The organism is Methylobacterium sp. J-030 (assembly GCF_022829545.1).
Classification (GTDB): Bacteria; Pseudomonadota; Alphaproteobacteria; order Rhizobiales; family Beijerinckiaceae; genus Methylobacterium.
Genome location: NZ_JAKSYM010000091.1, coordinates 1 through 14,055 on the forward strand (window position 1 = coordinate 1; position 14,055 = coordinate 14,055).

The window sequence follows — 14,055 nt, forward strand, 5'->3', positions numbered from 1 at the left end:
ACCCGGCGGTTGACCGACACGATCGTCGCCCAGATGGCCGGCGTCAGGCTGATGCGCGCGGGCTCCGTGCGGTCGACCCCGCACTCGGCCGCGTAGCTCTGGCAGAACGTCACCCACGCCGCGATCGGCTTCGCCTCGCCCAGGACCGTGGTGCCCGTCTCCGTGGGCAGGCTGGCGAGCGTCTGGGCCTCGGCCGCGGCGGCGAGACCGAGCAGCACCGCGGCTCCCGCCAGCGCCCCCCGAACCGTCCTGAGAACCCCCGCGCCCATCGAACCCGTCCCCGTTGCCGAAGCCAGGATTGCGCCGCAGAGCCTCCGCGGCGCTGAAGGCGATGCGCGCAATTTTATCGATTCGCCGCCGGGCCTCGGGTCATGCGCGACAGCGTCGACGGGTGGCTTGGGAAGCTTGGCAAATCCGCGGGTTCGGTTTTGGGAAGCGGAAACCTTGAGGCTTCGTTCAAGGCCCCAGGAGCTTCACATAGGCGAAGCCGGCTCCGAAGAAGGCAGCACCAGCGGTCATGCCGGCCAGGGCGACCCGCCAAGGGGCGAGTGCCCGATCCCGCTCCAGCTTTGCTGCCTCGGCCATCAACGTCTGTTGCTCGGCGACGAATTTGTGTGGCTCGTCCATCACACGGAGAACCCGTGTGATCGGCTCAGCGAGATCGAGCGAGTCCGGCGTAAAGGTCTCGGCCATCGGCCCGGATCCTCAAGCAATCCGATCCTCATGGTCTGAGCGCTGCGCCATGCGACGGCAAGGGCGGCCTCACCCCGCTGTCTGGTCGAGCCTGCGCTCCGCCTCGCCCTTCAACTCCGGAAAATCTGCCTGCGTGTAGGCCCGGCCGCGATGCGGATCCTCGGTGATGCCCGCATGTTCCAGGCGGCGCAGCTGAACCCGGCGGATCTTGCCCGAGATCGTCTTGGGCAGCTCGGTGACGAATTCGAGCCCGCGCAGGCGCTTGAAGGTCGCGAGCCGCGCGTTGGTGAAGCGGAAGATGTCGAGGGCCGTCTCGGGTCCCGCGGAGGCGCCCGCCACCAGCGACACGTAGGCCTTCGGGATCGTGTGGCGCATCGGGTCCGGGATCGGCACCACTGCGGCTTCCGCCACCGCCGGGTGCTCGATGAGCACGCTCTCCAGTTCGAACGGGCTGATCCGGTAGCCGGAGGATTTGAACACGTCGTCGGCCCGGCCCACGAAGGTGAAGCAGCCCTCCCCGTCCACGAAGGCCACATCGCCGGTGCGGTAGAGGTCGCCGTCGGCGCCCGAGAGGTGGCCCTGGCCGTCGTCGTAGCCCTGCATCAGGCCGGCGGGGCGATGCACGCCGAGTTCCAGGCAGACCTCGCCCTCGGCGGCCGGCTGGCCGTCGCCGTCGAGCACGCGCACCCGGTAGCCCGGCAACGGCCGGCCGAGGGCACCGGGCATCACCGGCTGGCCCGGCGTGTTGGCCATGAGCGCCGTGGTCTCGGTCTGGCCGTAGCCGTCGCGGATCGTCAGGCCCCAGGCAGTCCTCACGCGCTCGATCACCTCGGGGTTCAAGGGCTCCCCGGCCGCGCAGACCTCACGCAGCGCGAGGTTCCGCCCCGTCAGATCCTCCTGGATGATCATGCGCCAGACGGTGGGCGGCGCGCAGAGCGTTGTGGCGCCGGTGCGCTCCAGCTGAGACAGAAGGGCGGCGGCGTTGAACGGCGCCTGATTGATCACCAGGATGGTCGCGCCGGCGTTCCAGGGCGCGAAGAACGACGACCACGCGTGCTTGGCCCAGCCCGGCGAGGAGACGTTGCAGTGGATGTCGCCGGGCTGGAGCCCGAGCCAGTACATGGTCGAGAGCGCCCCGACCGGGTAGGAACGGTGGCTGTGGCGCACGAGCTTCGGCTTCGCCGTGGTGCCGGAGGTGAAGTAGAGGAGCAGCGGGTCGTCGGCCCCGGTCGCCCCGTCCGGCGTGACGCTCTCGGAGGCGCCGGAGGCGTCGTCGTAGGCGCCCCAGCCCTCCTGCGCGGCGCCGGTGACGAGGCGGATTGCGCCACCCGTGTCGAGACCGGCGAAGCGCGCGATCTGCTCCGGCCCGGCCACGATCGCCCGGGGGCGCCCGCGGGCGAGGCGGTCGGCGAGTTCGTCGCCGGTGAGCAAAGTGGTCGCCGGGATGACCACGGCGCCGAGCTTCATCGCCGCCAGCATGGTCTCCCACAGGGCCGGGACGTTGCCGAGCAGCAGGAGCAGGTGGTCACCGCGCCTCAAGCCGAGCTGCCGCAGGTGGTTGGCCACCTGATTGGAGCGCCGGGCGAGGTCACCGAATGAAAAACTCTGCTCGGCGCCGCTGCCGGCCTCGACGATCCGGAGCGCCGCGCGGTCGCGGCTCTCGGGGCCGGCCAGCACGGCGTCGAACCAGTCGAGTGCCCAGTTGAACGGCACCGGCTCGGGCCACGTGAAGGCCGCGACGGCGGCGGCGTAATCGGTGCGCTGGGCCAGCAGCAGATCGCGGGCCTCGCGGAAGCTCGGCATGATCGTCCCCCCTCGTCTTGGTTGCCTGTCCTGCCCGGCTTCTTCAGGCCGGGATCAGACCCGCACAGGCCTCGCCGCGCCCGAGGCGCTGGACCAGGGCGGCGTGGAAGTCACGGATCTGCCCGGCGATCGCCCCGACGCTGCTCCCGTTGCGGGTGAAATCGTCGGCGTCCAGCGCGATCAGGCCAGCCGTGTAGCCGGCTTCGTTGTGTTCGAACGGATCGGCATAAAGCCATGTCCACCAGTCCCGGGCCGGGATCGGGCTCGCGCCCGGCTTGACCCGCAAGGCTGCCGGGAAGCGGAAGTGGCGCGCCAGTTCCTTCCGCCAGACCGCCCGCGTCTCCGACGCCACGTCGAAGGCCAGCAGCTTCACGAGGTGCTCGTTGATGGTCTCCTCGCGGCCCCGCGCCTTCTGGGCGACGATCGCGCGCGGGAAGTCCATCTCGAACCGGGTTTCGTCATGGTCCAGGACATCCATCGCCGGCTCCCCGTTCAGGTGTTCTCGAACCGGGGCGGCCGCTTCTCCACGAAGGCGGCCATGCCCTCCTTCTGGTCCCTGGTGGCGAACATCGCATGGAACACCCGCCGCTCGAAGCGGATGCCCTCGGCGAGCGTCGTCTCGTAGGAGCGGTTGACCGCCTCCTTGGTCATCATGGCGATCGGCAGCGACATCGACGCGATCGTCTCGGCCGCCTTCATGGCCTCGTCGAGGAGTTGGTCGGCGGCGATCACCCGGGAGACGAGGCCGGACCGCTCGGCCTCGGCGGCGTCCATCATCCGGCCGGTGAGGCACATCTCCATGGCCTTGGCCTTGCCGACGAACCGGGTCAGCCGCTGGCTGCCGCCGATCCCCGGCATCACCCCGAGCTTGATCTCCGGCTGGCCGAACTGCGCCGTGTCGGCCGCCAGGATGATGTCGCACATCATGGCGAGCTCGCAGCCGCCGCCGAGCGCGTAGCCCGCCACCGCGGCGATGATCGGCTTGCGCACGGCCACGAACCGCTCCCAGTCGCCGAACCGGTCGCCCGCATACATCTCGGCATAGGTGGCGTGCTGCATCTCCTTGATGTCGGCGCCCGCCGCGAAGGCCTTGGCCGAGCCGGTGAGCACGAGGCAGCCGATCGCCGGATCGGCATCCGCGTCGGTCGCCGCCCGGATCACCTCCCGGGTGAGCTGGAGGTTGATGGCGTTGAGCGCCTTCGGCCGGTTGAGCGTGATCAGCCGGACGCGGCCGCGCGTCTCGGTCAGGATCGTCTCGTACGACTCGCTCACGACTCGCCTCCCTGCCCGCGCAGCATACGGATGATCGCGGAAAAGTCCTCGCCCCCGTGGCCGGCGCCCTCGAACAGGCCGTAGATCTGCGCGGCCTCGGCGCCGAGCGGCGTCGCGGCGCCGGAGGCGAGGGCCGCGGCCTGGGCGAGCCGGAGGTCCTTGAGCATCAGCGCGGCGGCGAAGCCCGGCCTGTAGCCGGTATTGGCCGGCGAGGTCGGCACCGGACCCGGCACCGGGCAGTAGGTGGTGAGCGACCAGCACTGGCCCGAGGAGACCGAGGCCACGTCGTAGAGCGCCTGATGCGACAGGCCGAGTTTTTCCCCCAGCGCGAAGGCCTCGCAAACGCCGATCATCGAGATGCCGAGGATCATGTTGTTGCAGATCTTGGCCGCCTGCCCGGCCCCGGCATCGCCGCAATGGAACACGTTCTTGCCCATGGCCTTGAGCAGCGGCTCGGCCCTGGCGAAGGCCGCCGCGGCGCCGCCGGCCATGAAGGTCAGCGTCCCGGCCTTCGCGCCGCCGGTCCCGCCCGAGACCGGCGCATCCACCGATAGGCAGCCGCGCGCCTCCGCGAGGGCGTGAGCCTTGCGGGCGCTCTCGACGTCGATGGTGGAGGAATCGATCAGCAGCGTGCCGGCCGGCAGGGCCTCGGCGAGCTGCGTCCAGACCTCGACCACGTGCCGGCCCGCGGGCAGCATGGTGATGACGGTATCCGCGCCCGCGACCGATTCCAGCGCCGAGCCCGCCACCGCGACGCCGGCGCCGCGAGCGGCCTCCAGCGAGGCCGGCGCCAGATCGAACCCGCGCACCGTATGGCCCGCCTTCACGAGGTTGGCCGCCATCGGCCCGCCCATGTTGCCGAGACCGATGAACCCGATGGTCTGTGCCATCCAATCCTCCCTGCGTTGTTGATCGCCTGTCCCACCCGCGCCCTCATCTTGAGGGCAGACCGGATCCCCACGCGCCCTCCCCCCTCTGCGGGGGCGGGTGGCCCCAGCGTCAGCAGGGGTCGGGAGAGGGGAACCCGGTTTCAGGAAGACGCATGAGCTTCATGGAGGGCTACGCTTCATCCTGCACCGTCGCGCTGCCTCTCCGACCCCCCTCCGGGGGCCACCCTCCCCCGCAGAGGGGAGAGGGAAAGCGCGGATGGGATCAGGCGCCGCTCCATCACACCGCCCCCGTCACACCGCCCCCGTGCGCGACTCCGGAAAGACCGGCTCCGCCCGCTTCTCCAGCCAGCGGGCGATCCGCCCCGGATCGACCGCGTCGAGGGTCGCGGGGTTCCAGCGCGGGCTCTTGTCCTTGTCGATCACCGCGGCGCGGATGCCCTCGCGCAGATCGCCCTCCGCCAGGACCGCCAGCGAGCCATGGAACTCGCGCTCCAGGCAGGCCTCCAGGTTGGGGGAAGCGCGGCCGAGGCGCAGCAGGCAGAGCGTCAGGACGAGGCTCGTCGGCGCCTTGGTCAGCAGGGTTTTTCGCGTGGCCACCGCGAAATTCGAGCCGTCGGCGTCGAGGGCCGCCAGGATCTCGTCGACCATGTCGAAGGCGAAGCAGCGGTCGATCACGTCCCGATGCGCGGCCAGGGGCGCGGAGCCTGGATCCTGCGCCAGCCGCGCAATCACAGCCCGCACGCCCGCCTCGCCGGCATCCGGCGGGAGCGCCGCAAGGGCGTCGATCAGGTCGGGCAGCGCCGCGGAGGGCACCAGCGCGTCGGCAAACCCGCAAAAGATCGCATCGGGGGCGCCGACCGGCTCGCCGGTGAGGCCGAGATAGGTCCCGATTTCGCCCGGGGCGCGGGGCAGCAGCCACGTGCCGCCGACATCCGGAAAGTAGCCGATGCCGGTTTCCGGCATGGCGACCCGGGAGCGCTCGGTGACGATCCGGTGGGCGGCGTGCCCGGCGAGGCCGACGCCGCCGCCCATGGTGATGCCGTCCATCACCGCCACGAACGGCTTTTCGAACTGGGCGATGCGCACGTCGAGGCGATATTCGTCCCGCCAGAAATTTTCGGCCGCGACCGTGTCGGTGCTCTCGTACAGGGTGCGCAGGTCGCCGCCGGCGCAGAGGCCGCGCTCGCCCTCGCCGGTCAGCAGCACGACGGCGATGCCGGGATCGGCGGAAAACCGGTCGAGCGCCCGGTCGATCGCGCCGACCATCCCGTGGGTCAGGGCATTCAGGGCCTTCGGCCGGTTGAGCCGCAGGCGCCCGAGGGCGCCCACCCGCTCGACGATCACGTCGCTCATCGGCGGCCCCCGGTCAGCGCGCGGGCGATGATCATCCGCATGATCTCGTTGGTGCCCTCCAGGATCTGGTGGACGCGCAGATCCCGGACGATCTTCTCGACGCCGTACTCGGCGAGGTAGCCGTAGCCGCCGTGCAGTTGCAGCGCGTCGTTCGCCACTGCGAAGGCCGCATCGGTGACGTGTCGCTTGGCCATGGCGCAGAGCTGCGTCGCTCCCGGGTCCTTGGCGTCGAGCGCCGAGGCGGCGTGGCGCAGGAAGGTGCGGGACACCTCCAGGCTGGTCGCCATGTCGGCCAGGCGGAACTGCAGCGCCTGGAAGTCGGTGAGCTTAGCCCCGAAGGCGCGGCGGTCGCCCATGTAGGCGAGGGCCTTGTCGAGGGCCGCCTGCGCGCCGCCGAGCGAGCAGGCGGCGATGTTGAGCCGGCCGCCGTCGAGGCCGCTCATGGCGATCCGGAAGCCCTGACCCTCGGCGCCGAGGCGATTCGCCACCGGCACCCGGCAGCCGTCGAAGCGCACCGCGCGGGTCGGCTGGGCGTTCCAGCCCATCTTGCGCTCGTCGGCCCCGAAGGACAGGCCGGGCGTGCCCTTCTCGACCACGATCGCCGAGATCCCCGCCGGGCCGGCCTCGCCGGTGCGGACCATGCAGACATAGAGGTCGCTGGCGCCGGCGCCCGAGATGAACTGCTTCTCGCCGCTGAGCACGTAGTGGTCGCCCTCGCGCACGGCGCGGGTGCGGAGCGCCGCGGCGTCGGAGCCCGAGCCCGGCTCGGTCAGGCAGTAGCTGGCGATCCGCTCCATCCCCATGAGCGACGGGAGCCAGCGTTGGCGTTGCGCCTCGTCGCCATAGGCGTCGATCATCCAGGCGCACATGTTGTGGATCGACAGGAACGCCGCCACGGTCGGGCAGCCGGTGCTCAGCGCCTCGAAGATCAGGGTCGCGTCAAGACGCGAAAGCCCCGACCCACCGACATCCTCGCGGACGTAGATGCCCGCCATGCCGAGGGCGGCCGCCGCCCGCAGGGTCGCGACCGGGAAGGTCTTGTCCCGGTCCCAGTCGAGGGCGTGCGGCGCGATGTGCTCGGCCGCGAAGCCGAGGGCCATCTCGCGGATCGCGGTGCGGTCCTCGTCGAGCCCGAAACGCATGGGCGATACTCCGACAGTTCAGACGGGTGCTCCCTCCCCCCATTGCGGGGGAGGGTGGCCCCCGAAGGGGGTCGGGAGAGGGGAGCGACGCTCCCGGAAAGGTCTAGACTGGCGCCGAACCCCCCAGCGTCGCGCTGCCCCTCTCCCGCCCTGCATGCGCAGGGCCCCCTCCCCCGCAGAGGGGGAGGGTTTTGGTTCAGCGCATCGTCGGGATGGAAAACTCCGCCCCGCTCTTGATGCCGCTCGGCCAGCGCTGGGTCACGGTCTTGGTCTTGGTGTAAAATCGGATCGAGTCCGGCCCGTGCTGGTTCAGGTCGCCGAAGCCCGAGCGCTTCCAGCCGCCGAAGGTGTGGTAGGCGATCGGGACCGGGATCGGCACGTTGACGCCGACCATGCCGACGTTCACCCGGGCGGTGAAGTCCCGAGCCGCGTCGCCGTCCTGGGTGAAGATCGCGACGCCGTTGCCGTACTGGTGGGTCGAAGGCAGCGCCAAAGCCTCCTCGTAATCCTTGGCCCGCACCACCGAGAGCACGGGGCCGAAGATCTCTTCCTTGTAGATGGTCATGTCGGGCGTCACGCGGTCGAACAGCGAGCCGCCCATGTAGAAGCCGTTCTCGTAGCCCTGGAGCTTGAACCCGCGCCCATCGACGGCGAGCTGCGCCCCCTCGGCCACGCCCTTGTCGATGTAGCTCGCGACCTTCTGCACGGCCTCGGCGGTGACCAGGGGGCCATAATCGGCCGAGCCGTCATGCGACGGGCCGATCTTGAGCGACTCGACCCGCGGGATCAGCCGCTCCATCAGCCGGTCGGCGGTCTTCTCGCCCACCGGCACCGCCACCGAGATCGCCATGCAGCGCTCGCCGGCCGAGCCGTAGCCGGCGCCGATCAGCGCGTCGACGGCCTGGCCCATATCGGCGTCCGGCATGATGATCATGTGGTTCTTGGCGCCACCGAAGCACTGGGCGCGCTTCCCCGTCTGGGCCGAGCGCACGTAGATGTACTCGGCGATGTGCGAGGAGCCGACAAAGCCCACCGCCTTGATGTCCTCGTCGTCGAGGATGGCATCCACGGCTTCCTTGTCGCCGTTCACGACATTCAGGATCCCGGGCGGCAGGCCGGCCTCCAAGAAGATCTCGGCGATGCGGATCGGCACGCTCGGATCGCGCTCGGACGGCTTCAGGATGAAGGCGTTGCCGCAGGCGATGGCCGGGGCGCATTTCCACAGGGGGATCATCGCCGGGAAGTTAAACGGCGTGATGCCGGCGACGACGCCGAGCGGCTGGCGCAGGGAGTAGACGTCGATGCCGGGGCCGGCGCCTTCCGTGTACTCGCCCTTGAGCAGGTGCGGGATGCCGCAGGCGAACTCCACCACCTCGACGCCGCGCTGGATGTCGCCCTTGGCGTCCGGCACGGTCTTGCCGTGCTCGGAGGCCAGCAGCTCGGCGAGCGAATCGTTCTCGGCGCGGATCAGTTCGAGGAAGCGCATCATCACCCGGGCGCGCTTCTGCGGGTTGGTGGCCGCCCAAGCCGGCTGGGCCGCCGCGGCGTTCTCGATGGCGGCGCGCATCTCGGCCTTGCTGGCGAGCGCCACCTTGGCCTGGACCTCGCCGGTCGAGGGGTGGAACACGTCGGCGAACCGCCCGCTCTCGCCGCCGACGTTCCGGCCGCCGATGTAATGCCCGATCGTGCGCATGCGCGCCTCCCTGTGAGATGTGATTTTGATCCAATCTAACAGGATCGCTTGAGCGATAAAGCCGGATGCGCTTACAGCCGCTGTGCATCGATGCACAGCGGGAATGCGGCCATGGTCCGGGCTGGGCCCAACTGGGATGATCTCCGCTACTTCCTGGCGGTAGCACGGACCGGAACCCTGACCGCCGCGGCCGCGCGGCTCGGAACCGAGCACACCACGATCGGCCGACGGATCCGCGCCCTGGAGGAGGTCCTCGCCGCCCGGTTGTTCCACCGCAGCAACCTGGGCTACGCGCTCACCGAGGACGGGGCGAACCTGCTCGGCGTCGCCGAGGCCATGGAGAGCGCGTTCCTCTCGGCGAGCGCCGCCACGGGGACCGCCCAGACGGTCTCCGGCACGGTGCGGATCGGCGCGCCGGACGGGTTCGGCAGCGTGTTCCTCGCCCCGCGCATGCACCGCCTGACGGCGCGGCATCCGGGGCTGGAGGTGGAGATCATGGCCACCGCCCGGATCTTCAGCCTGTCCAAGCGCGAGGCCGACATCGTGATCGGCCTGTCCGCCCCGCAGCAGGCCCGGGTGGTGGCCCGCCGGCTGACCGATTACCGGCTGTTCGTCTACGCCGCCGAATCCTACTGCGCCGCGGCAGCGCCGATCGTCGACGTCGCGGATCTCTCCGCCCATCCCTTCGTCGGCTACATCGAGGACATGCTGTTCTCGCGCGAGCTGAACTACCTGGGGGCCCTGGGGCCTCCGCTCAGCGCCCGTCTGCGCTCGACCAATCTCCTGGCGCAGGTCCACGCCACGCGCGCCGGGGCGGGCCTGTGCGTCCTGCCGGCCTTCATCGCGGCGGCCCATCCCGGGCTGGTGCCGGTGCTGCCCGGACGGGTCTCGCTGACGCGCGCGTTCCACATGCACATCCACGAGGACCACCGGAAGGCGACCCATATCCGCGCCGTGGCGAGCTTCATCGCCGCCGAGGTGGAGGCGGCCGGAGCGCTGTTCGCCGGGCCGGCGCTGTCGGCGCCGGCGGTTTCCCAGAATGGGGCGGCACCGTAAGATCGCGTGAGCCCGGACGATCAGCACAGGCACCGGGCGGGAGGATAAACCATGGTCGCCTCGATCGCCCTGCCCCGGCTGATGCGCGTCGGCGCCGGCGCCTCGCGGCTCCTGCCGGAGGTGCTGGCCCAGCTCGGCCTGTCGCGCCCCTTCGTGGTGACCGACCCCTACCTCGCCGGCAGCGGCCGGGTGGAGAAGCTGCTCGAACGGCTGTCGAGCGCGGGCACGCGCGCGACCGTGTTCGCCGACACGGTGCCCGACCCGACCGTGGCCTCCGTGGAGGCGGCGCTCGCCGCGCTTCAGGCCGGGGATTTCGACTGCGTGGTCGGCTTCGGCGGCGGCAGCCCGATGGATACGGCGAAGGCGGTGGCGGTGCTCGCCCGCCATGGCGGCCACATGCGCGACTACAAGGCGCCGCGCCAGCAGGACGAGCCCGGTCTGCCGGTCGTGGCGATCCCCACCACCGCGGGCACCGGCTCCGAGGCGACGCGCTTCACCATCGTCACCGACGAAGCCTCCGACGAGAAGATGCTGTGCATCGGGCTCGCCTACCTGCCGGTGGCGGCCCTGGTCGATTACGAGCTGACGCTGACCAAGCCCAAGCGGCTCACCGCCGATACCGGCATCGACGCGCTGACCCACGCCATCGAGGCCTACGTCTCGCGAAAGTCCAACCTGTTCGCGGATGGGCTGGCGCTCCAGGCGATGCGGCTGATCGCCCCGAACCTGCGCCGGGTCTGGACCGATCCCGGCGACCGGGCGGCCCGCGAGGCGATGATGCTCGGCGCGACCCAGGCCGGGATCGCCTTCTCGAACGCCTCGGTGGCGCTGGTGCACGGGATGAGCCGGCCGATCGGCGCGCATTTCCACGTGGCGCACGGGCTCTCGAACGCGATGCTGCTGCCGGCGGTCACGGCGTTCTCGGCGCCCGCCGCCATCGACCGCTACGCCGCCTGCGCCCGGGCGATCGGAGTCGCCAAGCCGGAGACCGACGACCGATCCGCCACCGCCGCTCTGGTGGCCGAACTCGAGGCGCTCAACGACGACCTCGACGTGCCCGGCCCCAAGGAATACGGGATCGACCCGGCCCGCTGGGAGGCGCTTCTCCCCACCATGGCGGCCCAGGCGCTGGCCTCCGGATCGCCCGCCAACAACCCGGTCGAGCCCAGCGCCGAGGAGATCGTGGCGCTCTATCGGCGGGTTTGGGCGGGGTGAACCCGGGGGAAGCCAGGGCTGCGGAGGCTGGCAATCCGCGCGGTGCGTAGCTACATCGAGGCTACAACAGGAGCTGAAAGCCATGGCGACCGATACGGTTGTTCGGGCCCGCATCGACGCTGCCACGAAGGACCGTGCGGCCAAGGCCCTCGAATCGATGGGCCTCTCGATCTCGGACGCGATCAGGCTTCTGATGGTACAGATCGCGGATGAGCAGCGCCTTCCGTTCACCGTGAAGGTGCCGAACGCGACGACGCGCGAGGCCATCGCGGAACTCGATGCCGGGCAGGGCAAACGCTTCGCCGACGTCGATGCCCTGATGGCCGACTTGCATGCGGACGATTGAACGGTCGACCCAGTTCAGGCGGGGCTTCAAGCGAATGGATACCCAACCCTCAGCCTCATCCTGAGGTGACCGCGTCAGCGGGCCTCGAAGGAGGACTCCAGGGGTCGCAGTGTGTTCTGGAGGGCTCCTTCGAGGCCTGCGCTGCGCTCCGGCACCTCAGGATGAGGATGAGAATTGGATCGACGCTGTCGAACTGGCCTCTCTGTGCCGCTATGCGCCACCGCCTGATCCGAGCGTAGCCTCGACACTTGGTACGGCGCGCACAGCGAAGTCTTCGGATAGCCTGCAGCCCTACTTCGCCGCCGCCGTCAGCGGGCAGCCGCTCTCGGTGGGCGACGCGAAGGCCTCCTTGCCGGGGATGGTCGAGATCAACTTGTAAAGGTCCCACTCGCCCTTCGATTCGGCCGGCTTCTTGACCTCGAACAGGTACATGTCGTGCACCATGAGGCCGTCCGACTGCACGACCCCGCCATGGGCGAAAACGTCGTCCACCGGCAGCGCCTTGAGCTTGGCGTTGACCGCGTCGGTCTCGTCGGTGCCGGCCGCCTTCACGGCCTTCAAGTAGGACAGGACCGCCGAGTAGGTGCCGGCCTGGATCATGTTGGGCATCCGGCCGGTGCGCTTCATGTAGCGCTGGCCGAAGGCGCGGGTCTCGTCGTTGGCGTCCCAGTACCAGCCCTCGGTGAGCGTCAGGCCCTGGGCCACCTTCAGGCCGAGCCCGTGCACCTCCGAGAGGGTGAACAGCAGCGCGGCGAGCTTCTGGCCGCCCTCGACGATGCCGTACTCGGCCGCCTGCTTGATCGCGTTCGAGGTGTCGAGCCCGGCATTGGCAAGCCCGATCACCTTGGCCTTCGAGCCCTGCGCCTGAAGCAGGAACGAGGAGAAATCCTGGTTCGAGAGCGGGTGCCGGACGCTGCCCACCACCTTGCCGCCGTTGGCGATCACCACCTTGCTGGTGTCGGCCTCCAGGGCCGAGCCGAAGGCGTAGTCGGCCGTGAGGAAGAACCACGTGTTGCCGCCCGCCCGGGTCAGCGCGCCGCCGGTGCCCACCGCCAGCGCCCGCGTATCGAAGGCCCAATGGTAGCCGTAGGGCGTGCAGGCCTTGCCGGTGAGGTCGCTGGTCGCCGCCCCCGTGGTGATGGTGATCTTCTTCTTCTCCTTGGACAGGCCCTGGACCGCCAGTGCGACCGAGGAGGTGGTCAGCTCCATGATCGCGTCGACGCCGTCGCGGTCGTACCACTGCCGGGCGATCGCCGAGGCGATGTCGGGCTTGTTCTGGTGATCGGCCGTCAGGACCTCGATCGGCGTGCTGCCGATCTTGCCGCCCATGTCCTCCACCGCCATGCGGGCCGCCTCGACCGAGCCCTGACCGCCATACTCGGCGTAGAGGCCGGACTGGTCGTTGAGGATGCCGATCCGCACCGCGTTGCCCGAGAACGCGCCCGCGCCGCCCTGGGCGGCGGCCCCGCCGGTCATCGCCCCGAGCGTCGTCCCCGCCAGCGCCGCCGCCAGCACCGCACCGCCGAATATCCTGATCATGTCTCCCCCCGATTCGTCCGGGCGCCCGCTTCCGGGGCGATTCAAAATGCAAGATAGATCACGCGGGGGTGGCCGGCCACGGCCACGCTGCACCGGTTGCTGAAGGATCGCGCCGGTTGTGACGGATGTTCGACCCGATGTCCGTTTCCGGACCGTCTAGGTACCGGGGTTATTAAACCTTAACCATAATTACACGAATCCCCGCGCAAATTCCGGACATGGGCGGCAATTCGGCCGTCTCCGGCGCGTGGCCATGCGATGAAACCAGCCCGTCTCGCCGTCCTCGGCATCGCCCTCGCGGCGGGCAGCGGGGCGGCCTTCCTGATGAGCGGCGGCGATCCGACCCCGCCTCCGACGCCGATGAAGGTCGAGGCGCCGCCGATGCCGACGACCGACGTGCTGGTGGCCGCCGCCGACATGCCCATGGGCCAAGTGCTGCGCCCGGCGGATCTGCGCTGGCAGCCCTGGCCGGACAATGCCGTCAATTCCGGATTCGTGACCCGCAAGGCCAACCCCAAGGGGCTGGAGGACACCGTCGGCGCCTCCGCGCGCTCGGGCTTCCTCGCCGGCGAGCCGATCCGCGCACAGAAGCTCGTGCGTCCCGAGAGCGGCTTCATGGCGGCGATCCTGCCGGCGGGTCAGCGCGCGGTCGCGATCACCACCGACAGCCGCGGCACCAACTCCGCCGGCGGCTTCATCCTGCCCAACGACCGCGTCGATGTGATCCGCACCTTCCACAAGACCAGACGGACCGACAACCGCGACGTGCAGCTCTCGGAGACGATCCTGACCGACATCCGCGTCCTGGCGATCGGCCAGTTGATCCAGGAGAAGAACGGCACCAACGTCGTGACCGGAGAGACCGCGACGCTGGCGGTCACCCCCGCCCAAGCCGAGGTCCTGACCCTCGCCGGACGGGACGGCGTGCTGTCGCTGTCGCTGCGCAGCCTCGCCGATGCCGGGCAGCCCACTGAGCCGCCCCCGGCGGAGACGCCCGATTCCGAATTGACCGTCGTGCGCTTCGGCGTCGCGCGGCAGCAGACGCCGTGACCG

14 protein-coding genes are annotated in these 14,055 nt (G+C 70.2%); 4 read left to right on the plus strand and 10 right to left on the minus strand.

Annotated elements, in window-relative coordinates:
- From MKK75_RS05475 to MKK75_RS05515, 9 genes are all read right to left on the minus strand, one after another.
- Nucleotides 1–269 (minus strand): transglutaminase-like cysteine peptidase (locus tag MKK75_RS05475; protein WP_244041613.1); only part of this gene is annotated, 269 nt, incomplete at its 3' end.
- A 187-nt stretch (nucleotides 270–456) separates the two neighbouring features.
- Entirely contained in the window at nucleotides 457–693 is a 237-nt protein-coding gene (locus MKK75_RS05480; protein ID WP_244041614.1) for a hypothetical protein, read from the minus strand.
- A 69-nt stretch (nucleotides 694–762) separates the two neighbouring features.
- On the minus strand, nucleotides 763–2,496 hold the full coding sequence (locus MKK75_RS05485) for an AMP-binding protein (RefSeq protein WP_244041615.1): 1,734 nt from the start codon (nucleotides 2,494–2,496) through the stop codon (nucleotides 763–765).
- 43 nt (nucleotides 2,497–2,539) lie between these two features.
- Complete coding sequence (locus tag MKK75_RS05490; protein ID WP_244041616.1) at nucleotides 2,540–2,974, minus strand: hypothetical protein; 435 nt, start codon at nucleotides 2,972–2,974, stop codon at nucleotides 2,540–2,542.
- 14 nt (nucleotides 2,975–2,988) lie between these two features.
- Nucleotides 2,989–3,768 carry an enoyl-CoA hydratase gene (locus MKK75_RS05495; RefSeq protein ID WP_244041617.1) on the minus strand — a complete coding sequence of 260 codons (780 nt, stop codon included), beginning with the start codon at nucleotides 3,766–3,768 and terminating at the stop codon, nucleotides 2,989–2,991.
- A complete protein-coding gene (gene mmsB / locus MKK75_RS05500) occupies nucleotides 3,765–4,658 on the minus strand; it encodes a 3-hydroxyisobutyrate dehydrogenase (RefSeq protein ID WP_244041618.1) in 894 nt (297 codons plus the stop codon). The genes MKK75_RS05495 and mmsB overlap by 4 nt, the downstream gene beginning before the upstream one ends.
- A gap of 291 nt (nucleotides 4,659–4,949) precedes the next feature.
- Nucleotides 4,950–6,011, minus strand: coding sequence for an enoyl-CoA hydratase/isomerase family protein (locus MKK75_RS05505; RefSeq protein ID WP_244041619.1), 1,062 nt, complete (start codon nucleotides 6,009–6,011; stop codon nucleotides 4,950–4,952).
- The gene (locus MKK75_RS05510) at nucleotides 6,008–7,153 is read right to left on the minus strand and encodes an isobutyryl-CoA dehydrogenase (protein ID WP_244041620.1); all 1,146 of its coding nucleotides are present in this window, start codon (nucleotides 7,151–7,153) and stop codon (nucleotides 6,008–6,010) included. The genes MKK75_RS05505 and MKK75_RS05510 overlap by 4 nt, the downstream gene beginning before the upstream one ends.
- Nucleotides 7,154–7,349: 196 nt before the next feature.
- On the minus strand, nucleotides 7,350–8,846 hold the full coding sequence (locus MKK75_RS05515; RefSeq protein ID WP_244041621.1) for a CoA-acylating methylmalonate-semialdehyde dehydrogenase: 1,497 nt from the start codon (nucleotides 8,844–8,846) through the stop codon (nucleotides 7,350–7,352).
- A 111-nt stretch (nucleotides 8,847–8,957) separates the two neighbouring features.
- On the opposite strand from MKK75_RS05515, the gene MKK75_RS05520 reads away from it, so the two are divergent.
- The 3 genes from MKK75_RS05520 (at nucleotide 8,958) to MKK75_RS05530 (ending at nucleotide 11,463) form a co-directional block, all read left to right on the plus strand.
- On the plus strand, nucleotides 8,958–9,902 hold the full coding sequence (locus MKK75_RS05520; RefSeq protein ID WP_244041622.1) for a LysR family transcriptional regulator: 945 nt from the start codon (nucleotides 8,958–8,960) through the stop codon (nucleotides 9,900–9,902).
- Between the two features lie 51 nt (nucleotides 9,903–9,953).
- Nucleotides 9,954–11,117 (plus strand): iron-containing alcohol dehydrogenase, encoded by a 1,164-nt coding sequence (locus tag MKK75_RS05525; protein ID WP_244041623.1) that lies wholly within the window; start codon nucleotides 9,954–9,956, stop codon nucleotides 11,115–11,117.
- Nucleotides 11,118–11,199: 82 nt separating this feature from the next.
- Nucleotides 11,200–11,463, plus strand: a complete 264-nt coding sequence (locus MKK75_RS05530) for a type II toxin-antitoxin system RelB/DinJ family antitoxin (RefSeq protein ID WP_244041624.1) — start codon at nucleotides 11,200–11,202, stop codon at nucleotides 11,461–11,463.
- A 291-nt stretch (nucleotides 11,464–11,754) separates the two neighbouring features.
- Here the strand turns inward: MKK75_RS05530 and MKK75_RS05535 are convergent, their stop codons facing one another.
- Nucleotides 11,755–12,939, minus strand: coding sequence for an ABC transporter substrate-binding protein (locus MKK75_RS05535; protein ID WP_244041699.1), 1,185 nt, complete (start codon nucleotides 12,937–12,939; stop codon nucleotides 11,755–11,757).
- Between the two features lie 321 nt (nucleotides 12,940–13,260).
- On the opposite strand from MKK75_RS05535, the gene cpaB reads away from it, so the two are divergent.
- Nucleotides 13,261–14,052, plus strand: a complete 792-nt coding sequence (gene cpaB, locus MKK75_RS05540; protein ID WP_244041625.1) for a Flp pilus assembly protein CpaB — start codon at nucleotides 13,261–13,263, stop codon at nucleotides 14,050–14,052.
- Nucleotides 14,053–14,055 lie beyond the last annotated feature (3 nt).

Excerpts from the sequence above, each read along its gene's own strand:
- MKK75_RS05485 (WP_244041615.1), bottom strand. The coding sequence starts at position 2,496 with ATGCCGAGCTTCCGCGAGGCCCGCGATCTGCTGCTGGCCCAGCGCACC.
- MKK75_RS05510 (WP_244041620.1), bottom strand. The coding sequence starts at position 7,153 with ATGCGTTTCGGGCTCGACGAGGACCGCACCGCGATCCGCGAGATGGCC.
- MKK75_RS05515 (WP_244041621.1), bottom strand. The coding sequence starts at position 8,846 with ATGCGCACGATCGGGCATTACATCGGCGGCCGGAACGTCGGCGGCGAG.
- cpaB (WP_244041625.1), top strand. The coding sequence starts at position 13,261 with ATGAAACCAGCCCGTCTCGCCGTCCTCGGCATCGCCCTCGCGGCGGGC.
- MKK75_RS05505 (WP_244041619.1), bottom strand. The coding sequence starts at position 6,011 with ATGAGCGACGTGATCGTCGAGCGGGTGGGCGCCCTCGGGCGCCTGCGG.
- mmsB (WP_244041618.1), bottom strand. The coding sequence starts at position 4,658 with ATGGCACAGACCATCGGGTTCATCGGTCTCGGCAACATGGGCGGGCCG.
- MKK75_RS05490 (WP_244041616.1), bottom strand. The coding sequence starts at position 2,974 with ATGGATGTCCTGGACCATGACGAAACCCGGTTCGAGATGGACTTCCCG.
- MKK75_RS05480 (WP_244041614.1), bottom strand. The coding sequence starts at position 693 with ATGGCCGAGACCTTTACGCCGGACTCGCTCGATCTCGCTGAGCCGATC.
- MKK75_RS05520 (WP_244041622.1), top strand. The coding sequence starts at position 8,958 with ATGGTCCGGGCTGGGCCCAACTGGGATGATCTCCGCTACTTCCTGGCG.
- MKK75_RS05530 (WP_244041624.1), top strand. The coding sequence starts at position 11,200 with ATGGCGACCGATACGGTTGTTCGGGCCCGCATCGACGCTGCCACGAAG.
- MKK75_RS05525 (WP_244041623.1), top strand. The coding sequence starts at position 9,954 with ATGGTCGCCTCGATCGCCCTGCCCCGGCTGATGCGCGTCGGCGCCGGC.
- MKK75_RS05535 (WP_244041699.1), bottom strand. The coding sequence starts at position 12,939 with ATGACCGGCGGGGCCGCCGCCCAGGGCGGCGCGGGCGCGTTCTCGGGC.